At 65.9% G+C, this 20,774-nt stretch carries 21 protein-coding genes; 6 read left to right on the top strand and 15 right to left on the bottom strand.

All coding sequences use genetic code 11. The annotated features are described in order from the left end of the window. Window positions 1-20 precede the first annotated feature (20 nt). Entirely contained in the window at window positions 21-1,316 is a 1,296-nt protein-coding gene (locus ACNFJ7_RS08295; protein ID WP_019371159.1) for an MFS transporter, read from the bottom strand. Window positions 1,317-1,427: 111 nt separating this feature from the next. Here ACNFJ7_RS08295 and ACNFJ7_RS08290 point away from each other — a divergent pair, with 111 nt between their 5' ends. The 4 genes from ACNFJ7_RS08290 to ACNFJ7_RS08275 are packed head-to-tail and all read left to right on the top strand — an operon-like array spanning window position 1,428 to window position 3,521. Further along, window positions 1,428-2,222 (top strand): APH(3') family aminoglycoside O-phosphotransferase, encoded by a 795-nt coding sequence (locus ACNFJ7_RS08290; RefSeq protein ID WP_019371160.1) that lies wholly within the window; start codon window positions 1,428-1,430, stop codon window positions 2,220-2,222. Between the two features lie 53 nt (window positions 2,223-2,275). Then, entirely contained in the window at window positions 2,276-2,830 is a 555-nt protein-coding gene (pgsA, locus tag ACNFJ7_RS08285) for a CDP-diacylglycerol--glycerol-3-phosphate 3-phosphatidyltransferase (protein ID WP_019371161.1), read from the top strand. Then, the gene (gene moaD / locus ACNFJ7_RS08280; RefSeq protein ID WP_019371162.1) at window positions 2,830-3,087 is read left to right on the top strand and encodes a molybdopterin converting factor subunit 1; all 258 of its coding nucleotides are present in this window, start codon (window positions 2,830-2,832) and stop codon (window positions 3,085-3,087) included. The genes pgsA and moaD overlap by 1 nt, the downstream gene beginning before the upstream one ends. Continuing rightward, entirely contained in the window at window positions 3,084-3,521 is a 438-nt protein-coding gene (locus ACNFJ7_RS08275) for a molybdenum cofactor biosynthesis protein MoaE (RefSeq protein WP_019371163.1), read from the top strand. Before moaD ends, ACNFJ7_RS08275 begins: the two co-directional genes overlap by 4 nt. An 18-nt stretch (window positions 3,522-3,539) precedes the next feature. Here ACNFJ7_RS08275 and ACNFJ7_RS08270 read toward each other — a convergent pair whose 3' ends face one another. The 4 genes from ACNFJ7_RS08270 to ACNFJ7_RS08255 all read right to left on the bottom strand — a co-directional run bounded on the left by ACNFJ7_RS08270 (window position 3,540) and on the right by ACNFJ7_RS08255 (window position 7,970). Continuing rightward, window positions 3,540-4,442 (bottom strand): hydrogen peroxide-inducible genes activator, encoded by a 903-nt coding sequence (locus tag ACNFJ7_RS08270; protein ID WP_019371164.1) that lies wholly within the window; start codon window positions 4,440-4,442, stop codon window positions 3,540-3,542. A gap of 103 nt (window positions 4,443-4,545) precedes the next feature. Then, a complete protein-coding gene (gene ahpF / locus ACNFJ7_RS08265; protein WP_019371165.1) occupies window positions 4,546-6,126 on the bottom strand; it encodes an alkyl hydroperoxide reductase subunit F in 1,581 nt (526 codons plus the stop codon). A gap of 142 nt (window positions 6,127-6,268) precedes the next feature. Beyond that, window positions 6,269-6,832, bottom strand: a complete 564-nt coding sequence (gene ahpC / locus ACNFJ7_RS08260) for an alkyl hydroperoxide reductase subunit C (RefSeq protein ID WP_019371166.1) — start codon at window positions 6,830-6,832, stop codon at window positions 6,269-6,271. A gap of 364 nt (window positions 6,833-7,196) precedes the next feature. Then, entirely contained in the window at window positions 7,197-7,970 is a 774-nt protein-coding gene (locus ACNFJ7_RS08255; protein ID WP_019371167.1) for a sulfite exporter TauE/SafE family protein, read from the bottom strand. Window positions 7,971-8,123: 153 nt separating this feature from the next. Between ACNFJ7_RS08255 and epsC the strand changes: the two genes are divergently transcribed. Both epsC and ACNFJ7_RS08245 read left to right on the top strand, forming a co-directional pair. Beyond that, the gene (gene epsC / locus ACNFJ7_RS08250; protein ID WP_019371168.1) at window positions 8,124-8,813 is read left to right on the top strand and encodes a serine O-acetyltransferase EpsC; all 690 of its coding nucleotides are present in this window, start codon (window positions 8,124-8,126) and stop codon (window positions 8,811-8,813) included. Further along, the gene (locus ACNFJ7_RS08245; RefSeq protein ID WP_019371169.1) at window positions 8,813-9,151 is read left to right on the top strand and encodes a DUF2794 domain-containing protein; all 339 of its coding nucleotides are present in this window, start codon (window positions 8,813-8,815) and stop codon (window positions 9,149-9,151) included. Before epsC ends, ACNFJ7_RS08245 begins: the two co-directional genes overlap by 1 nt. A 92-nt stretch (window positions 9,152-9,243) precedes the next feature. Here the strand turns inward: ACNFJ7_RS08245 and ACNFJ7_RS08240 are convergent, their stop codons facing one another. The 10 genes from ACNFJ7_RS08240 to ACNFJ7_RS08195 form a co-directional block, all read right to left on the bottom strand. Next, entirely contained in the window at window positions 9,244-10,356 is a 1,113-nt protein-coding gene (locus ACNFJ7_RS08240) for a hypothetical protein (RefSeq protein WP_019371170.1), read from the bottom strand. Between the two features lie 70 nt (window positions 10,357-10,426). After that, entirely contained in the window at window positions 10,427-11,317 is an 891-nt protein-coding gene (locus ACNFJ7_RS08235) for an SDR family NAD(P)-dependent oxidoreductase (protein WP_019371171.1), read from the bottom strand. A gap of 92 nt (window positions 11,318-11,409) precedes the next feature. Then, complete coding sequence (phoB, locus tag ACNFJ7_RS08230; protein ID WP_019371172.1) at window positions 11,410-12,102, bottom strand: phosphate regulon transcriptional regulator PhoB; 693 nt, start codon at window positions 12,100-12,102, stop codon at window positions 11,410-11,412. Window positions 12,103-12,111: 9 nt separating this feature from the next. After that, entirely contained in the window at window positions 12,112-12,813 is a 702-nt protein-coding gene (phoU, locus tag ACNFJ7_RS08225) for a phosphate signaling complex protein PhoU (protein WP_019371173.1), read from the bottom strand. Beyond that, window positions 12,813-13,592, bottom strand: coding sequence for a phosphate ABC transporter ATP-binding protein PstB (gene pstB / locus ACNFJ7_RS08220; RefSeq protein WP_019371174.1), 780 nt, complete (start codon window positions 13,590-13,592; stop codon window positions 12,813-12,815). Before pstB ends, phoU begins: the two co-directional genes overlap by 1 nt. Further along, complete coding sequence (gene pstA, locus ACNFJ7_RS08215) at window positions 13,592-14,893, bottom strand: phosphate ABC transporter permease PstA (RefSeq protein ID WP_019371175.1); 1,302 nt, start codon at window positions 14,891-14,893, stop codon at window positions 13,592-13,594. Before pstA ends, pstB begins: the two co-directional genes overlap by 1 nt. After that, complete coding sequence (gene pstC / locus ACNFJ7_RS08210) at window positions 14,886-16,262, bottom strand: phosphate ABC transporter permease subunit PstC (RefSeq protein ID WP_019371176.1); 1,377 nt, start codon at window positions 16,260-16,262, stop codon at window positions 14,886-14,888. The genes pstA and pstC overlap by 8 nt, the downstream gene beginning before the upstream one ends. A gap of 43 nt (window positions 16,263-16,305) precedes the next feature. Next, entirely contained in the window at window positions 16,306-17,337 is a 1,032-nt protein-coding gene (locus ACNFJ7_RS08205; protein ID WP_026009410.1) for a substrate-binding domain-containing protein, read from the bottom strand. Window positions 17,338-17,417: 80 nt separating this feature from the next. Next, the gene (locus ACNFJ7_RS08200) at window positions 17,418-18,629 is read right to left on the bottom strand and encodes an ATP-binding protein (protein ID WP_019371178.1); all 1,212 of its coding nucleotides are present in this window, start codon (window positions 18,627-18,629) and stop codon (window positions 17,418-17,420) included. 80 nt (window positions 18,630-18,709) lie between these two features. Then, window positions 18,710-20,710: a TonB-dependent receptor gene (locus ACNFJ7_RS08195; RefSeq protein ID WP_019371179.1), complete on the bottom strand. Its 2,001-nt coding sequence runs from the start codon at window positions 20,708-20,710 to the stop codon at window positions 18,710-18,712. Window positions 20,711-20,774: the final 64 nt, after the last annotated feature.

Below are 20,774 nucleotides of genomic sequence, written 5' to 3'. Positions count from 1 at the left end.
ATCGCCTCGCGGGCGAAGGTTTAGCCGTTCCGGCAATCGCCGCGGCGCGGCACGTCGCCTTCCTTGTAGAGCAGCCGGGCGCAGGCCGCCGAGGCCAGCGCCAGCGCTACCACTACCCACAGCGAATCCTCCACGCGCACGCCCGGAATGCGGGTGAACGCGAAAATGCCGACCGATCCGAGCACCATCGCCCCTGAATTCACAACATTGTTCGCCGCCACCGTGCGCGCGGTCTGCGACTTTTCGACCGTGGTGGTGAGGAAGGCGTAGAGCGGTACCACGAACATGCCGCCGGTGACGGCGATCATCGCGAGATCGCCGAGTACGTGCCAGGCTGCCGGCATCCGCACGAAGTCCAGGGTCTTCAGAAGCGGGCCGTCATGCACCGGCCAATAGCGGGCGGCGAAGTGGAAATCGATGACGAACGCCGCCATCGCCAGCACCGAAGGCACGCAGTATCGCGCGGAGACATTGCCCTTCAGCAGCTTGTTGATGATGACCGAGCCGATCGCGATGCCGATCGAGAAGATGCCCAGGAACACGCTCGCCACGTCCTTCTGCGCGTGAAACACGTTCTTGACGAGCGGGGGAAACAGAACGCCGAGCACCGCCGCGATCGACCAGAAGACGCTGATCGATACGATTGCCAGGAACAGGCGGCGGATGTGCATCGTCGCGGAGATCAGCCGGGCGGATGCCCGAAAAATATTGAAGTCGATCTCGAGGTGCGTGAGCGGCGGCGCGGGCGGGATCTTGAGCGATGCGAACCAGCCCGTCAGCGCAATTCCGATCACCGCAACGGCCGCAGCATGGGCGCTGAGCAGCCCGCCGGCGATCGTCCCGAACAGGATCGCGATATAGGTGCCCGCCTCGATCATGCCGGTGCCGCCCAGCACGTCGTCCTCCGCCAGATGCTGCGGCAAGATCGCGTATTTGATCGGGCCGAAAAAGGTGGAGTGCACGCCCATGCCGATCAGGGCGACCAGCATCAGCGGCAGGCTGGCGAGGAAGATTCCGGTGGCGCCGACCAGCATGATCGCCACTTCCGCTGCCTTGATGATCCGCATGATCCGCGCCTTGTCATGCGTGTCGGCCAGTTGGCCGGCAAGCGCGGAGAACAGGAAGAAGGGCAGGATGAAGATGCCGGTCGCGATCGCGCTGAACTGGGTCTCCTGCTCCACCGAGTTGAAAATCTGGTAGGTCGCGAAAAAGATCATCGCGTTCTTGAAGAGGTTGTCGTTGAACGCTCCCAGGAACTGCGTGACGAACAAGGGCAGGAACCGGCGCTCCTTCATGAGCCCGAGCGCACCGATCATTCGATATATGCTCCCCTTGACGCGGTCTTCCGCTCGGTGAAGGGGCGGCATACCGGGGGGCGGGCGCGGCTTCAATCGATTAATCCTCGGGCTTGGGAACGAGAGGGGAACATGGCACGCGAAGAAGCGACCAGCGCGCTCGAGGTGCCGGCCAGCCTGGCGGTGGCGGGGCGGCGCTGGTTTCGGGATCGGGTGGGCGAATCCGGCTGTGCGGTCTATCGCCTGACGGAAGACGGATCGGACGATCTTTACCTGAAGGTGGCGCACGGCCCAGTCGTGACCGATCTGGTCGATGAGGCGGTGCGCCTGCGCTGGCTGGCGCCCTATCTGCCGGTGGCGCCGCTGCATGGCTTCGTGCTTGAATCGGATTCGGCCTGGCTGCTCACCGGCCGGCTGCCGGGGCGCACGGCATATCAGCTGCTCGAACGCGATCCGTCCGCTGCACCGGTGCTGGCAGCTTCGCTCGCCCGTTTCCTCCGCCGCCTTCATGCGTTGCCGGCCGATCGCTGCCCGTTCAACGCCGATCACCGCCTGCGGCTTGCCGCAGCACGCGATCGCATCGACGCCGGCCTGGTGGACGAAAGCGACTTCGACGATGCCCGGATCGGCATGTCGGCCGAACAGGTGTGGGACGCAATGATGGCGGCGCTGCCGCCGGCCTTCGACCGGGTGGTAACGCATGGCGACATCTCGCTCGACAACTTGCTGGTTGTGGAGGGCGAGGTGGTCGGCTGTATCGATCTGGGGCGGGTGGGCGTCGCCGATCCGTGGCAGGATCTGGCGATCCTGTGGAACAGCCTGCAGGAGTTCGGCGATGGCGCGGCGCAGGCGATGCTGGACGCCTATGGCGTCGCGCTCGATGGCGCGAGGCTCGACTTCCACCTTCGCCTGGACGAATTGTTCTGAGCCGGGGAGCTTTATCGCTCCCCCGCGCGTACCGGCGGTGCTAGGACTTTTGCATGTTGACGTTGCCGAATATCCTGACGCTCTCCCGGATCTTCGCCGTGCCGTTGCTGGTGGGGTTCCTGTGGTGGCCGCATTGGGCACCGGGATTTGCGATCGCTTTCGCGCTCTATTGCCTGATGGGCATCACCGACTATTTCGACGGTTATCTGGCGCGCGCCCAGGGCACGGTGTCCAAGCTGGGCATCTTCCTCGATCCGATCGCCGACAAGATCATGGTCGCGGCGGTGATCCTTATCCTGGTGGGGAAAGGCGTGATCGCCGACTGGCATGTCATCGCCGCCTTGGTGATTTTGCTGCGCGAGATCGCTGTATCGGGGCTCCGCGAGTTCCTCGGCGGGCTGCAGGTGTCCGTGCCGGTTTCGCGGTTGGCGAAGTGGAAGACGGCGCTGCAACTGGTATCGCTGGGCGCGCTGATCCTGTCCGGCGCGCTCCCGGAATGGCCCTGGGTCTTGGCAGTGGGGCTCGCAACGCTGTGGAGTGCCGCGGCGCTGACCGCGATTACCGGCTGGGATTATCTGCGGGTCGGCCTGAGCCATATGGACAGCTGATGGCGATCACCATGCTCTATTTCGCCTGGGTGCGTGAGCGGGTGGGCACCGGCGAGGAGCAGGTCGAACCGCCGGCCGCCGTGCGCAACGTGGCGGACCTGATCGACTGGCTGGCCGGCCGCAGCGATGGGCATGCCGCGGCGCTGGCCGAGCCTGCCAAGCTGCGCGCCGCGATCGACCAGCGCTTCGTGCCCCTCGACGCGCTGCTGGGTGATGCCCGTGAAGTGGCGATTTTCCCGCCGGTGACCGGCGGATGATCCGCGTCTCCGTCGATCCCGCGCCCATCGAACTGGCGATGGAAGTGGCGGCACTGGAAGAGCGCGGAGCAGGCGGCGTTGCAACTTTCACCGGCGTGGTTCGAACGGATGACGGCGTTTTGGCGCTGGAACTCGAACATTATCCGGGCATGACGGAGGCGGCGCTCTGCGCGCTCGCGGAAGCGGCGGTGGACCGCTGGAACCTGCTGGGCGTCACCATCGTCCACCGGGTCGGGCGGATGACGGCGGGGGAGCGCATCGTGTTCGTCGGTACCGCCGCCGCGCATCGGCGCGAGGCGCTGGAAGCCTGCGCCTATCTGATCGACCGACTGAAGACCGACGCGCCCTTCTGGAAGCGCGAATGGCTGGCGGGCGGCACGCGCTGGGTGGAGCCCCGCACGGGCGACCACGACGCTGCCGCTAGCTGGAACTAGAGCATCTCGCTTTAGCGTTCAGGCCCGCGCTGCGGCCAGCACGTCCGCCAGCAATCGAAAGTCGCGTTCGCGGGGAGAGGCCTTGCGCCAGACCAGGGCGATGTGGCGCGAGGCATTGGCTGCGTCGAGCGGCCGTGCCTTGACCGAGGTATGCTCCAGGATGCCGGCGTCCACCGCCATCTCCGGCAGCATCGTCACGCCCAGGCCATTGTCCACCATCTGCACCATGGTGTGGAGCGACGTGCCGAGCATCGTCGCCTCCGCACGCATCTCCGGCCGGTTGCAGGCGGCAAGGGCATGGTCCTTCAGGCAGTGCCCGTCTTCCAGCATCAGCAGCCTGGTTTCGTCGATCGCGTCGGGGTGGATCGATGGGCTCGGCGTCATCTCGCCTTCCCGAAACGCGACGAACAGTCGGTCGTCGAACAGCCGTGCGCTCTCCACATCGCCGCAGGAGAAGGGCAGCGCGAGCAGCACGCAATCCGTGCGGCCATGGCTCAGCGCCTCGCAAGCCTGTCCGCTCGTTTCCTCGCGCAGATAGAGCTTGAGGTCGGGATATTGCTGGCGGAGCCGCGGCAGGATGCGGGGCAGCAGGAACGGCGCGATGGTGGGGATCACGCTCATCCGCATTTCGCCCGAGAGGGGGCGTCCGGCGGCGCGGGCGAGATCGCCCAGCTCGTCAGCTTCACGCAAGACCCGGCGGGCCTTCTCCACGATTCGCTCGCCTAGGGGCGTAAAGCGCACCACCCGGCGGGTCCGCTCGACCAGTACCACGCCGATCAGCGTCTCCAGCTCGCGAATACCGGCGGAAAGGGTGGACTGGGTGACGAAACATGCCTCTGCAGCACGCCCGAAATGGCCGGCGTCATGCAGCGCGACCAGATATTGCAGCTGTTTCAGGGTCGGCAGGTAGGTTTGCGCCAATGATCGCCTCTATCGATTGTAGGCCGGATATATAGTGGCTGCCTCGAATATAGGAAGCGAATAGCAGAAGGCTCCCCTCCCGCAAGCGGGAGGGGAGCAGGGCTCAGGCAGCAGCAGCCTGGAGCACGTCTTCGGGCAAGCGGATCATGTAGTCGAACGCCGAGAGCGCTGCGGTGGAACCCGCGCCCATCGCGATCACGATCTGCTTGTACGGCACGGTGGTGCAGTCGCCCGCCGCGAAAATGCCCGGCCGGCTGGTTTCGCCGCGCGCGTCGATTTCGATCTCGCCGCGCGTGGTGAGGGCCACTGCGTCCTTCAGCCATTCGGTGTTCGGCACCAGCCCGATCTGGACGAAAATGCCTTCCAGCTCGATATCGTGCTCGGCGCCGCTGTTGCGATCCTTGTAGGTCAGGCCCGAAACCTTCTCGCCGTCGCCGTTGACGCGCGTGGTCATCGCCGAGGTGAGTACCTTCACGTTTGGCAGGCTGGCAAGCTTGCGCTGCAGCACCGCATCGGCGCGGAGCTGGCTGTCGAACTCGATCAGCGTCACGTGCGCGACGATGCCGGCCAGGTCGATCGCGGCCTCGACACCCGAATTGCCGCCGCCGATCACCGCAACGCGCTTGCCCTTGAACAGCGGGCCGTCGCAGTGCGGGCAATAGGCCACGCCCTTGTTCTTATACTCGTCCTCGCCCGGCACGTTCATCTGCCGCCAGCGTGCACCGGTGGAAAGAATGACCGCCTTTGCCTTCAGGCTCGCGCCGTTGGCGAGGATGACCTCGTGCAGCCCGCCCTCGCGTGCCGCCGGGATCAGCTTCTCGGCACGCTGCAGGTTCATGACGTCGACGTCATACTCCTTCACATGCTGCTCCAGCTGCGCGACCAGTTTGGGACCTTCGGTATGGGACACCGAGATGAAGTTCTCGATACCCATCGTGTCTAGCACCTGTCCGCCGAAGCGCTCCGCCGCGATACCCACGCGGATGCCCTTGCGCGCGGTATAGATCGCCGCAGCCGCACCGGCGGGGCCGCCGCCGACGATCAGGACTTCGAACGGCTCCTTCTTGGCGATCTTCTCGGCCGCGCGCGTTTCGGCGCCGCTGTCGATTTTCGCGACGATCTGCTCCAGCTCCATCCGGCCAGAGGCAAAGGGTTCGCCGTTCAGGTACACCGTCGGCACCGCCATCACCTTGCGCGCCTCGACCTCGTCCTTGAACAGCGCGCCGTCGATCGCGGTATGGCGGATGCGCGGGTTGAGCACCGCCATCAGGTTCAGCGCCTGCACCACGTCCGGGCAGTTCTGGCACGACAGCGAGAAATAGGTTTCGAAGCTGAAGTCTCCGTCGATGTTGCGGACCTGTTCGATCAGATCCTGTGCCGCCTTGCTCGGGTGGCCGCCGACCTGGAGCAGGGCGAGCACCAGCGAGGTGAACTCATGCCCCATCGGGATACCGGCGAAGCGCACGCCGATATCCGTGCCCTTGCGGCGGATCATGAAGCTGGGCTTGCGCGCGTTATCGGCGGCGACGAGATCGATCTTGTCCGAGAGCGCGGCAATATCTGCCAGCAAATCGCCCAGCTCGCGCGACTTCGCGTCGTCGCCCAGGCTGGCGACGAGCTCGATCGGCTCGCGGATGTTCACGAGATAGCCCTTGAGCTGTTGCGTCAGATTGGCGTCGAGCATGGGAAAACTCCTGTGGTTCTCACTAAAACGGCCCGAGGCGGAGGGGTTCCGCCCCGGGCCGCATGTGGCGCCCGTTGAGGGGGGCAGGGGGGCGCCGTAACACTTCCCCTTCTTTCCTCCCCTTATAGGAGAGGAAAGGGGCTTAGATTTTGCCGACCAGGTCGAGCGACGGCGCGAGCGTTTCGGCGCCTTCTTCCCACTTCGCGGGGCAGACTTCGCCTGGATGCGCCGCGACATACTGTGCGGCCTTGATCTTGCGGAGCAGTTCCTGGGCGTTGCGGCCAACGCCTTCCGAAGTGATCTCCATGATCTGAATCACGCCGTCGGGATCCACCACGAAAGTGCCGCGGTCGGCCAGGCCCTGGCCTTCGCGCAGAACGTCGAAGTTGTTCGAGATGATGTGGTTCTGGTCGCCGAGCATGTAGTAGTTGATCTTGCCGATCGCGGGCGAGGTGTCATGCCAAGCCTTGTGGCTGAAGTGCGTGTCGGTCGAGACCGAATAGACTTCGACGCCCATGTTCTGCAGGGTCGGATAGATATCGGCCAGGTCTTCCAGCTCGGTCGGGCACACGAAGGTGAAATCCGCCGGATAGAAGAAGAAGACGGCCCACTTGCCCTTCACGTCGGCTTCGGTGACTTCGACGAACTTGCCCTGCTTATAGGCTTGCGCGGTGAACGGCTTAATGGTGCTGCCGATGAGAGCCATGAATGGTTTCCTCCAGAACGGGGTTGCTATTGCAATGCGGCATATAGGTGCGCTGCGCGGCAATGAGAAATTGGAAGACCCGTTCGGTATGATCGACTGCGTCACTCAATCGCCAGGAAATAATCGAGTTTGACATGGATCAAGCGTCACACCACTGGATGTTCAGGCGGCGCAAACACGGCTTCTAAGCATTTGTTACGCTGAGAAACGTTCCTGAGGCATCGAAGTCGCGCCCCATCGCGCTATCTTTTCCGCCGCGCCCCATTGATCGAGGCAGCGGCAGAAAGACTGTTTTTTGCGGTGCCGCGATCGTTGCGATGGCGGTGTGTCCGTCGCGACAGGCCGCCCGCCTGGCATCTAGGCGTCAGGCCAGCGCCCGATACAGGCTGAACGCGCTGGTCGCGGTCAGCACGATGCCGACCAGGCACAGCAGCACCCGCGTAGGCACGCGCTTGGCAAAGACCGCCCCGAACGGCGCCGCCACCACGCCACCGATCAGCAGCCCCGATACGGGGTGCCAGAACGCAGGCGTGAATCCTTCGCTGCCGATGTGGAACAGGAAGGTCGCTGAAATGGTGAGGGTTAGGAAGAATTCGACCGTGTTCACCGTGCCGATGGTCGTGCGCGGCTGCGCGCCCTGTACGAGCAGGTTGCTGGTCACCACCGGCCCCCATCCGCCGCCGCCCGCCGCATCCAGAAAGCCGCCCAGCAGCCCAAGCGGCTCGACGATCTTGGGTTCGCGGGGGCGTGGCGGAAACCGAAGGGCGCGCAACAGCAGGTACAGGCCGATCGCGGCGAGATAGGCCATCACGAACGGCCGGGTCACCGCCGCATCGAGCGACGTCAGCACATAGGCCCCCAGCACGCCGCCGATGATTCCCGGGATCAGCAGCCGGGCGAACAGCCGCCAGTTGACGTTCCGGTGGAGCGCATGGCTCAGCCCGGACACGCCGGTGGTCATCGTCTCGACCAGGTGCACGCCTGCGGAGGCGGTGGCCGGCGGGATGCCCAGCACGCTCACCATCAAGGTGCTGGAAATGACTCCGAATGCCATGCCGAGCGCGCCATCCACCAGCTGGGCGGCGAAGCCCACGGCCAGATAGGGCACCATCTCGGCCAGCGTAATCCCTGCGAACATGCGTGCCCCTGTAGCGACCGGCTAACCTTCCAATGGCAAGTCCGCGCAAATCCCACAAGATAGATGGTGTTTAGCGCGCAGAACCTGTGGCCATGCCCATGCTGGAAATCCCGCGGGACCGCCCCTATTTCCTTCCGCTAAAGGGGTCCGGCCATGCTGCAGCGTCTGAAAGCCTATCTCGATTCGATCCTCGCGCGTGACCCCGCGCCACGGAGTCGGCTGGAGATTCTGCTATACCCGGGCGTGTGGGCGCTGGGCTATCACCGCATCGCGCACGCGCTGTTCCGCCGCCGGTTCTTCTTCCTGGCCCGGCTCGTCAATCACTGGTCGCGGTGGATGACCGCGATCGACATTCATCCGGGCGCCACGATCGGCCGCAACTTCTTCATCGACCATGGCTTCGTCGTGATCGGCGAAACCGCGACGATCGGCGACAATGTCACTATCTATCAGTGCGTGACGTTGGGCGGCACCAGCCCGGACAATGGCGTGGGCGGCAAGCGCCACCCGACGCTGCTCGACGGCGTGATTATCGGTTCCGGCGCGCAGGTGCTGGGGCCGATCGTCGTCGGCGAGCGCGCCCGGATCGGCGCCAATGCGGTGGTCACGAAGGATGTGGCGCCCGGCGCGGTAATGGTTGGCATCCCGGCCAAGCCGACGCTGGTGGAGGCGGTCGCCTGGCAGAAGGATTTCGTCCCCTATGGCACCCCGTGTAGCGAATTGTTCGATCCCGCGAGCCAGAAGCTGGAACTGATGCGCTGTGAGATCGAGACGCTGCGCAAGCGCCTGGATGCGATGATCGCCGAGCGTGAGGCAGGCGCCGGGCAGCGCGACCGGGCCTGATGGGAACCGTCACGCCGCTCCCCATCGGCCGCCCCGGGCAAGTCGGCTTCGAACGCACCGAACTCAACCGCATTCTCGACCTGTATGGGCGGATGGTCGCGGCGGGGCACTGGCGCGATTATGCCATGCAGTTCGACAAGGATCTTGCGGTTTTCGCGGCGTTTCGGCGGGCTGCCGAGCGCCCCGAGTACCGGATCGAGAAGCGTCCGAGCCTGCGCAATCGCCAAGGCATGTGGGCGCTGGTGAACGAAGGCGGCGCCGTGCTGAAGCGTGGCCAGGAACTTGGCCCCGTGCTGGCACCTGTCGAGCGGCGACTGCTGAAGCTGGTGGAAGAATAGAGTTTCGATTCGTCCAGAAATCCATCGTCGTCCCCGCCTTCGCGGGGAGGACGACGGTTTTCGGCCATATACTATGCCCGCCCAGCCCGAGGCTACGCCAGCGCGCCCTGCTGCGTTGGTGGCAGCCGCCGGGCAAAGTCGCCCAGTACGCCCACGGCTGCGCGCCGCATGGTGTGCCAGAAGGCGGAAAGCGACAGCAACGCCGATCCGATCACCAGGCCGGTGAACGCCGCGCTCAGTTCGACGGCGCCACTCTGGTGGAACAGCGAATACATCGCCCAGAGCACATAGGCGAGGCTGGAGACCAGCAATGCTCGCCGGTCTACCGCGAGCGCGACAAAGGCAAAGAACAGGTAGAGCGCGAAGACCAACGTCGCCATCGGCGCCCCGATCTCGCCATCGAACACGCCCAGCAGGTGGAAAACGGGGTGGGCGATTAGCGGCGCGGCAGCAAGATGGAGCCAGAAGGCAACATCGGCGCGGCGGGTGCGGCGCTCCAGATCGGTCATGTCCCAGCGCATCGCCGCGATGAAGATGCCGATACCGCCGATCAGCAGGATGCCGTTCACCCAGTCCCGCGCGGCGGGAACGAGCGAGGTCATCAGGCCGACCGAGACGCCGACAACGGCCAGTGCGCCTGCGGCGACGGTGATCGGCACCATGAAGCGGCGCCAGTGTACCCAGGCCGCCGCCGCGGTGAGGCTGGCGGCCGAGGCCGCGATCACGCCGGCGAGTCGTTCCTGATGCGCTTCGGTAGTGATGTGAAACACCTGCGTCAGCCACGGGATGTTGACGACGAACAGCCCGGCAATCGTCGCACCGGCACCGGCCACGAAGCCGAGCAGCAACAGAATGGAGGGCAGCGCCAGGCGGCGGCGGGCGGTGAAATACTCGGCCAGCATCCAACTCGTCGCAGCCGCCAACGCGCCGCCGCCGATCAGGTTGGCACCGATGACGCGCGGCTCGCTGCCGCCGCCGATCAGCGCTTCCGCCAAGCTGCCGCCCAGCTTCGCCACGGCGACCAGGATCAGTGCCGCGGCGATGGCCACGAAGATGTCGTTGAATCCGCTGAGCAGGCGGAAATGCTCTTCATCCACCGCGGGCGTCGCTCGGCTGGCGGCGACATGGTTGCGAAACGCCGTAGCGGCTTCGGGGGTGAGCGCCCCTGCCTCCACGGCGCTTGCCAGTTCGCTTTCGCTATACATGGACCATTCTCCTTCGAGCCCCGGAGAATGTCACAAGCGTATTGCTGAGGCAATACGGTGCACCACGGGGTCAGCGCTGCAATTTGCTGAGGATCGCCATGGTCTGTTCGGCGCCAGATCCGGGAACAATCTCACCGGTGCGGTCGACGATCTGCGACCATTGCGCGGCGACCGATTCGGGCGTACATGCGTTCAGCACCGCCCCGGGCGTAAGCGTTACATAGGCGGCCTGCACCACCCCAGCACCCGCGCCGAGAATCACGTTGCTGGGCGCGCCTTCGGAAACCAGGAACAGGGCGGCGGGAGCGACATTTTCCGGCGCGAAAGCCGCGAATGCCGCTTCGGGGAAGATATCCTCGGTCATCCGCGTGCCGGCGACCGGCACGACGGTGTTGACGCGAATGCCATATTTGGCGCCTTCGAGATGCAGCGTCTTGGCAAGCCCCACGAGCCCCAGCTTGGCCGCGCCGTAGTTCGCCTGGCCGAAATTGCCGAACAGTCCCGAGGACGAAGCGGTCATCAGAATGCGGCCATAGCCCTGCGCGCGCATCGTTTCCCACACCGCCTTCGTCGCGTTGGCGGAGCCGTTGAGGTGCACGTCGACGACGAACCGGAAGTCTTCGGCGCTCATCTTGGCAAAGCTTTTGTCGCGCAGCACGCCGGCGTTGTTGATCAGGATGTCGATCCGGCCCCACCGTGCCTTGGCGGCGTCGGCCATGGCAATCATCGCGGCGGCATCGGTCACGCTGCCGCCATCGGCGATCGCTTCGCCACCCATCGCTTCGATCTCGGCGACGACTGCGCGCGCCGCATCGGACTGGCCGGAACCATCGCGGCTGCTGCCCAGATCATTGACCACCAGCTTCGCACCGCGGCTGGCGAGTTCCAGCGCATAGGCGCGGCCGATGCCGCCGCCGGCGCCAGTGACGATGGCGACGCGGTGGTCAAAGCGTATGGTCATGGTGCTCTCCACAAACAGGTTTCGGGAGAGGGTAGGCGAGGATCCGGCGGAGGCCAACGCTTCTCCGCCGGGGCGCTCCGCCCGTCTGTCGCCTAATTTCCTGCGTCGAGCGAGTATCCTGCGGACCGTACCGTGCGGATGATATCCTGCCGATTCCCGCGATTGATCGCCTTGCGGAGGCGGCGGATATGGACGTCGACGGTGCGCGATTCGATGTCGCTATCGTGGCCCCACACCGCATCGAGCAGCCGTTCGCGCGAAAACACCCAGCCCGGATGCTCGAGGAAGTGCTTGAGCAGGCGGAATTCCGTCGGCCCGAGCTGGATCACCTCGCCGCCGCGGCGGACCTTGTGGCCTACCGTGTCCATCTCGATGTCCGAATAGGTCAGCGCCTCGCCCGCCAATGCCGGACGCACGCGGCGCAGCACCGCGCCGACCCGCGCCACCAGCTCGCGGGGGGAGAAGGGCTTGGTCACATAATCGTCGGCCCCGGTCTCGAGCCCGCGGACGCGATCTTCCTCTTCGCCCCGCGCGGTGAGCATGATGATCGGCACGTTCGCGGTTTCGGGCATGCGGCGCAGGCGACGGCACACCTCGATCCCCGATAGCCCTTCCACCATCCAGTCGAGCAGCACGATATCCGGCGTCGCTTCCTTGGCGAGCAGCAGCGCTTCCTCGCCATCGGGCGTGTGCTTCACTTCGTAATCTTCGCGCTTGAAATGCCAGGTGACGAGTTCGGCAATCGCCGCATCGTCTTCCACCAGCAGCATTTTGACCCGTGCCATAACTTCCCCTCAGCTCCCGCTGCCGTCGCCGCTTTCGCGATCGGCGAGATAATGCCCGGTCGCGGCAAAATAGACCATTTCGGCGACATTGGTGGCGTGGTCGCCGATCCTCTCCAGATTCTTGGCCACGAACAGCAGATGCGCCACCTGGCTGATCGTGCGCGGGTTCTCGACCATGAACGTCACCAGCGTCCGAAAGATCGAATCGTAGAAATCATCGAGCGCATTGTCGCGGGCGCACACCTCTGCGGCGCTCCGCGCGTCGCGCGCCGAAAACGCGTCGAGCGCGTCATGCACCATATCGGCCGCAAGCTGGCCCATCGCCGGCAGGATCGACACCGCCTCGATCCGATCCCCGCCTTCGCTGTGGATCATCGGCACCCGCTTAGCGATGTTCTTCGCATAATCGCCAATCCGCTCGACCACCGCGGCGATCTTCAGCGCGGCGATTACCTCGCGCAGATCGTCCGCCATCGGCGCACGCAGCGCGATCACGCGAACGACGAGCTTCTCGATCTCCGCTTCCAGCGCGTCGATCTGGCGATCCTTGGTGCGCACCCCCTGGGCCAGCGCAAGATCGCCGCGCTGCAGGGCTTTCAGCGCGTCATGGATCGCCTGTTCGGCAAGCCCGCCCATCTGCGAAATCAGTGCCCGCAGTTGGCCGATATCCTGGTCGAACGCCTTTACCGTATGTTCGGAGCCGCTAGCCATCAGCCGTACCTTCCGGTGATATAGTCCTTCGTACGCTCCTGGCGGGGGGCGGTGAAGATATTGTCGGTCTCGCCATATTCGACGAGCTGGCCGAGATGGAAGAAGGCCGTGCGCTGTGAAACGCGGGCCGCTTGCTGCATGTTGTGTGTGACGATCACGATGGCGTAGCGGCCGCGCAGCTCGTGGATCAGTTCCTCGATCTTGGCGGTCGCGATCGGATCGAGCGCGCTCGCCGGCTCGTCCATCAGGATCACTTCGGGATCGACCGCGATCGCGCGGGCGATGCACAGCCGCTGCTGCTGGCCGCCGGACAGCGCGGTGCCGCTGTCGGATAGGCGATCCTTTACTTCTTCCCACAGACCGGCGCGCTTCAGCGAGCGTTCGACGATCGCCTCGAGATCGGCCTTGGACGCCGCCAGCCCATGAATGCGCGGGCCGTAGGCGACATTCTCGAAGATCGATTTGGGGAACGGGTTCGGCTTCTGGAACACCATGCCGACGCGGGCGCGCAGCTGCACCACGTCCATGTCCGACGAATAGATGTTCTCGCCGTCGAGCAGGATCTCGCCGGTGACGCGCGCGCTGGGGATGGTATCGTTCATCCGGTTGAGCGTGCGCAGGAAGGTGGATTTGCCGCAGCCGGACGGGCCGATGAACGCTGTGACCTTGTCCATGTCGATGTCGATGGAGACGTTCTTCACCGCCTGGTTGTCGCCATAGGCGACGCTGACGTCGCGGGCCGACATCTTATGCGGTGCGGGGGAGGAGGCGAAGGTCATTACCAGCGAGTCTCGAACTTGTTGCGAAGATAGATGGCGAGCCCGTTCATCGCGAGCAGCACCGCGAGCAGCACCAGGATGGCCGCGCTCGTCTTTTCGACAAAGCCGCGGCTGACCTCGTCGGACCACAGGAAGATCTGCACCGGCAGCACCGTCGCCGGATCGGTGACGCCGCCCGGCGGCATGACTATGAAGGCGCGCATCCCGATCAGCAGCAGCGGTGCGGTTTCGCCCAGCGCGCGCGCCATGCCGATGATCGTGCCGGTGAGGATGCCGGGAAGGGCAAGCGGCAGCACATGGTGGAACACCACCTGGATCGGGCTGGCGCCGATGCCGAGCGCCGCATCCCGGATCGACGGCGGCACGCCCTTGATCGCGTTGCGGCTGGCGATGACGATGACGGGCATGATCATCAGCGCCAGCGTGACGCCGCCGACGAGCGGTGCCGAACGCGGCAGCATCGGCCCGAACACGCGGCCGCCGATTTCCCAGGTGCCGAGGAACACGGCCAGGCCGAGCAGGCCGAAGATGATCGAGGGAACGGCGGCAAGGTTGTTGATCGACACCTCGATCAGGTCGGTCCAGCGGTTCTTCGGCGCATACTCCTCCAGGTAGATCGCTGATAGGACGCCCACTGGGAAGGCGATCAGGAAGGTGATCCCCATGGTGAGCAGCGACCCCTTCAGCGCTCCCCAGATGCCGACGGCCACGGGATCGGTGGAATCGGACTCGCTGAGGAACGTCCAGTTGAAGCCGCGCACCACCATGCCGGCTTCTTGCAGCCGCGCGACGGCGGCTTTGATTGCAGGCGTGCCTTCGCCCGCAAGCGCCTGATCGAAGGCGGTGGAGGCGGGCACGCGTACGACCCGCCGCTGTTCGAGCATCGCGGGGTCGCGTTTCACCGCGGCGCGAACGACGGTCCATGCGCTGGGCGCGATCAGGGTCGCGCCTTCGGGGCCGAAGGCGGCAGCGGCAGCATTTTCCACCGCATCTTCCAACCCGGCGCCGGCCAGCGCGAGATCGGCGGCCGGCGTGTTCAGGCGCGTGCGCTCCACCTGCACCCCGGCGGCGCGCAGATCGATCGGCAACGCCAGTTCGGTCGTGGTAAAGCCCCGCCAGCCCTGCGCCACCATGGTGAACAAAAGAAAGCCGAGGAACGCCGCCGACAGGATCACCGCCCCGGCACCGAGCACCCGGAACCGCCGTTCGGCGGCGTAGCGACGGCGGATGCGCCGCTGCATCGCCGGGCTGTTCCAGTCGGTCGGCCGCCGTTCGGCCGCGGGCGCTACGGGCTTATTCATACGCCTCGCGATACTTCTTCACGACGCGGAGCGCGACGATGTTGAGCAGCAGGGTAATGACGAACAGGGTGAGGCCCAGCGCGAAGGCGGCCAGCGTCTTCGGGCTGTCGAATTCCGCCTCGCCGGTCAGCAGGTCGACGATCTGCTTGGTCACGGTGGTCGCGCTCTCGAGCGGGTTGAGCGTGATCGTCGCCGCGCCCGATGCGGCCATGACGACGATCATCGTCTCGCCGATCGCGCGGCTGACGGCGAGCAGCACGCCCGCCACCACGCCGGGCAGCGCGGCGGGCACCAGCACCTTCGAGATCGTCTCGCTGGTCGTGGCCCCCATCGCCAGGCTGCCGTCGCGCATCGAGGTGGGCACCGCCGCCAGCGAATCGTCTGCCATCGACGAGACGAACGGGATGATCATCACGCCCATGACCAGGCCGGCGGCCAGCGCGCTTTCCGACGAGGCATAGGGATCGCCGAGCATCACCGCCAACTGGCGCACGGCAGGCGCCACGGTGAGCGCGGCGAAATAGCCATAGACCACGGTCGGCACGCCCGCGAGCATCTCCAGCGTCGGCTTCATCCAGCGGCGGGTGGTGGGGCTGGCATATTGGGTGAGGTACACCGCGCTCATCAACCCGAACGGAATGGCGACCAGCATCGCGATTACCGCCCCGATGAAGAAGGTGCCCCAGAACAGCGGCACCGCGCCGAGCGATGCGCCGGGATCCTTGGCATCGATCACCTGCGGGCTCCAGTGCGTGCCGAACAGGAAATCGGTGATCGGCACCTGCGCGAAGAAGCGCAGCGATTCCCAGAACAGCGACACGAAGATGCCGAGCGTGGTGAGGATCGCGATCAGCGATGCGACCAGCAACGTCATCATCAGCGTGCGCTCCACCTGCGAACGCGCGCGAAAGTCCGGGCGGATGCGGGTGAGCGCAAAGGCGCCGCCGGCAAAGGCGAGCAGCGCCGCGACCGCCGTGCCGATCCAGGCGTAGCGGCTACGCGTCGCGCCGACGAGCGGCGCCAGCTGGCGTGCGAGCGGATCGACATCGCCGGCATAGGGATCTTCGGCCACCGCGCGCGCCTGGGCCAGCACCGAATCGCGCTCGAAGGCGAAATCCGAAAGTTGCGCGGCGGCGGGGCTCTGCAGGATCGTCTGCCGCACCATGCCGGGGCTGATCGCCGACCAGATCGCAAGGAACAGCAAGGGCGGCAGCACCGTCCATGCCGCGGCATACCAGCCATGCTGTGCGGGCAGCGAATGCAGCCGCTTGCGGCCGCCGCGATCGAACCGCGCCGCGCGCGCCCGCGCGGTGAGCCAACCGATCAGGCCAAGGCCGAGGATGACGAAACAGAGGGCGAAGCCGTTCACCGGGCCGGAATCCCCATGCACGGAGGCGAGGCAGGCAGGCGCATCATTTCAGTTCCGCGGGATCGAGCGGCAGCTGGCGCCGGATGCGATCGACCATCTGCGTCCGCATCGCTTCCGGTGCAGCGATCAGCCCGCGCTTCACCAGCGGGCCGGTGGGGCCCCACAGCCTGGCATAGAGCTGGAGGAAATCCTTAAGCCCCGGCACCGCCTTCAGGTGGCGCGTCTTGACGTAGAGATAGAGCGGGCGGGCGCCGGGATAGCGGCCATCGGCGATCGTGGCATAGCTGGGGGCGATTCCTTCGATCGGCACGCCGTGCAGGCGGCTCTGGTTTTCCTCCAGATAGGAATAGCCGAAGATGCCGAGCGCGTTCGGGTTCTGCGCCAGGCCCTGCACGATCAGATTGTCGTTCTCGCCCTTGTCGACATAGGGGCCGTCGTCGCGGATGCGGTGGCAGCGCGCGTCGAACGGGGCGGAATCGGCCGCTGCCTTCAGCTTGCCGGCGTCCGGATCGGCTTCGATGCAGCCGGGCGAAAGGATCAGCTCCACAAACGCATCGCGGGTGCCGCTGGTGGAGGGCGGCCCCATCACCAGGATCGGGATCGGCGGCAGTGCCGGGTTCACGTCGCGCCAGGTGCGGGCCCGGTTGGGGCGGCCACCGGGATTGGCGGCCAGCGCCAGATAGATGTCGCGCTTGCCGAGCCGCAGCTTCGGCCCCTGGTTGGATTCGGCGAGCGCCACCCCGTCCAGCCCGATCACGATTTCCTCGATCGGCCCGACTTGGTTTGCCTGGCAGCGATCATATTCGTTGCGGGTCATCCGGCGCGACGCATTGGCGATATCCGGGAACTGGGCGCCGACGCCTTCACAGAAGCGCCGCAGGCCGGCGCCGCTGCCGATTGATTCCACCACAGGGGCCTTGCGGCCGCTGCGCGCGTTGACGAATGCTTCGGCCACGGCGGTGGTGAACGGGTAGACGGTGGACGAGCCGACGACGCGGATCTCACGCGTCGCGTTGCCGTCGCACGCGCAAAGCGCGAGCGTGGCGGATGCGATCAGCGCTAGACGACCCAGCATCGTCACTTCATGCTCCCCGGAGTTTCGGCGTTGGGCGCGGGCATGGCCTTGCCCCGCATCGTGCCCATCCGGCAATCGCGTTACGACTTTATGACAGCCGGTTCGATCGGCAGCCGCACCGTCACGGTGGTGCCGACGCCGACGACGCTGGCGATGTCCAGCCGCCCGCGGTGACGTTCAACCACATGCTTGACGATGGCGAGCCCCAGGCCGGTGCCGCCGAGCGAGCGGCTGCGTCCCGAATCGACACGATAGAATCGCTCGGTGAGGCGCGGAATATGTTCGGGCGGTATGCCTTCGCCCTGATCGGTTACGGCCAGCCGCACCATGGTTTCGCCTTCGCTGCGCAGCGACACGGTGACGGCGGTGCCGTGGCGGCCATATTTCATCGCGTTGCCGATGACGTTGTGGAGCACTTGGCTGAGCTGGGTGCGATCGCCGCGCACCGGGTGGACGGCTTCTATCTCGGTCACCAGATCGGCGGCGCGCGGGCTGCCCGACAGTTCCTGGCAGACCTGTGCGATCAGCGCATCCAGTTGCACCGATTCCGCCGGCGCGCGATATTTGTCCGCCTCGATCCGGCTTAACGAGATCAGGTCGCTGATCAGCCGGTCCATGCGGCGGGCTTCGTCGTGCATGATCTTCAGGAAGCGCGCGCGAATCTCCGGCTCCTCGCCGGCGCCGTCGGCCAGCGTTTCGACATAGCCGAGCAGCGAGGCGAGGGGGGTGCGCAGCTCGTGGCTGGCATTGGCGACGAAATCGACGCGCATACGATCGGCGGTGTAGCTGCCGGTGCGGTCGATCAGGTGGACGACGCGCTCGCCGCTGGCCAGCGTGTGCACGCGCATTTCCCAGCGCTGCTCGCGCGTGCCTAGGCCGACAAGGTGGATCGGCGCGTTGGACAGCTGTTCGGCGGGATCGAGCAGGCGTTCGGCCGCGGCGGGATGGCGGATCGCCAGCCGCACGTCCTCGCCCAGGATATGCTCGCCCAGCAGCGCGCGGGACGCGGCGTTGGCCGCGATGACGCGGGTGGCATCGACCACCAGCACCGGCTCGGCGATCGCTTCGATCACTTCGCCGGTGGCGGTTTCCGGCCCGCCGCCGGCGTGATCGTCGCGCGAGGCCGTGGCAGGCGGATCGCCGCCGATCACTACGATCAGGATCGCCGCGACTGCGCCGACGAACAGCACCAGCGCCGCCTGCGCGTCGCCGTTGAGGAAGAACCCCAGCAACGCGGCAAGCGCCGCGACGCCGATCGCAAGAATCGTCCGGATGGCGGGCGAGGATAGCATGTGCGCCTTCTAGCGCGCCGGCGCGGCAAGACGAGCCTGTATTTGGCGGCGGGGGCACCCGGCGGGCGCCCCCGTGCCGGTCAGAAGGTGGCGACCTTGACCATGAACCGCACGTTGCGGCCGGGCAGCACCACCTGATAGCGGTTGAGCGCGGCGGCGTTGCGCTGCACCTCGTCGGTCAGGTTCTGGCCGACGATCGCGAACTCCACGCCCGGATAGGATTTGAACGGGCGCCAGGCGATGCTGGCATTGAGCGTGTTGTAACCTGGCGTTGCGGTGTCGAACGCGCCGAACTTGTCCTGGCGGCCGGCATGGGTGAACTGCACCGCAGCGTCGATCGGCACGCTGGTCCAGCGCACCCCGCCGCCGATCCGATACGGCGGGATGCGGGGGACGTTGCCGCCATTGTCGAGTGTCGCGCGGGTATAGTCGGCGAGTGCGGTGAGTTGCAGGGCCTGATCGTGGCTGCGCAGCAGGTCGTAGCTCGCCTTGCCTTCGGCGCCGCGGAAATGCGCGCCTTGCTGGCGATAGTTGAGCTCGCTCAGGTCGCCGCCGCCGCCGACCGCGCAGACGCCGTCGTCGTCACAGGTGCGGCCGGTGAGATCGCCGTAGATATAGTTGTGGAACCAGGTGGAGTAGAGGCTGCCGTCCAAATGGAATCGATCCATGTCGTAGCGCAATGTCGCCTCGATCGAATTTGCGCGTTCGATCTTCAGCGTCGGATCGCCGGTTTCGAAGGTGCTCGGCCCGTCATGCCCGCCGCGGGCGAACAATTCGGTAATCGCCGGTGCGCGGCCGGTGCTGGAGCCGGTGAGCCCCAGCTTCACATGGCTGCCCACGTCCAGCAGCGCCCCGATTGCGCCGCTGACCGGCGTATAGTCGCGGCTGGTGAAGATGTCGGAGGCCGGGGTGCCTTCCACCCGGACATGCTCCACCCGGCCGCTGGCCTGGAGATGCAGAATGTCGGTCAGCGGCAATTCGGTGAAGAGATAGGCTGCTTCGCTCTGCGTCGTCGTGGGGAACAGATAGGAGCTGTCCTCGCCGATCGCCGAGAATTTGCGATTCTGCACTTCGAAGCCCAGCGCCGAGTTGCGCACTGGACCTAGCGGGTTGAACAGAAACTCCAGGTGTCCGTCGAACTCCTTGTTGCGGAAGGTGGTGTCGATCGTGCCGTCCGGCTCCTTCTCGTCATGCGTGTAATCCGCATAGCTGGCGTCGAGATTGACCGACTTCAGCGGTCCGGCGTTCACCGCGAAAACGTCGCGCGTCATCACCTTGGTCTGGCGCATGTCGATGAAGGTGGTGTCGCTGGGGATGCCGTACTTCGAATTATACTGGCTGACCGATACGCCGACATGGCTGGCATCGTCGCCGCCGAAGAAATAGGAACCGCCGAGCGACGCGCCATGGCCGCGGAAGAAGCTGTTCTGCTGGGTGCCGAGCGGCGTGTCGTAATCGCCGGCGTCGCGATAGAAGCCGTCCGCGTGGAGCGCGACCTGCCCCAGCTTGGCATCCACCAGCGCGCCGCCTTCGCCCACATTGGCAACCGTTCCATAGCTGCCGACGGCCTCGCCCGACAGCGCTTCTTTGGGCAGCGCCATCGGCACGCGGTTGTTGAGCACGTTCACGACGCCGCCGATCGCCTGGCTGCCATAGCGCAGCGTGCCGGCGCCGCGCACCACCTCGATGCTCTGCGCCGAGAAGGGGTCGACCGGGATGCCGTGATCGGGGCCGATATCGGACACGTCGGCGCTGCTCGATCCGTTCTCGAGAATGCGGACACGGGTGGCGTCCATGCCGCGGATGATCGGGCGGCTGGCGCCGCTCGCGAAGGTGGTGCCGGAAATGCCCGGCTCCTGCGCCAGCGAATCGGCGATGCTCGATCCCCCCGTGGTCAATATCTGTTCGCGATCGACATGGGTGACGATGGTCGGCACCTCGTCGCTCTGCACCGCATAGGGGGCGGCAGTGACGATGATGGTGGCGCGGTCGTTCGCCTGGGGGTCGGGGGCGTCAGCCGCGAGCGCGGCGGCGGGCATCAGCGCGGCGAGCGCCGCGCTGGCGAGAAGGGCAGTACGCATGAATCTTACTCCGTGAACCTGGAAAGCCGTCGCGCGGGGGCGCGGCAGCGGGCCCGGCGTCGGC

Origin of the sequence: Sphingomonas sp. HT-1 (assembly GCF_048568905.1) — a bacterium.
Taxonomy (GTDB): Bacteria; Pseudomonadota; Alphaproteobacteria; order Sphingomonadales; family Sphingomonadaceae; genus Sphingomonas.
The sequence above is the reverse complement of the archived record's forward strand: the minus strand, read 5'-3'. Positions and strand labels throughout refer to the sequence as shown.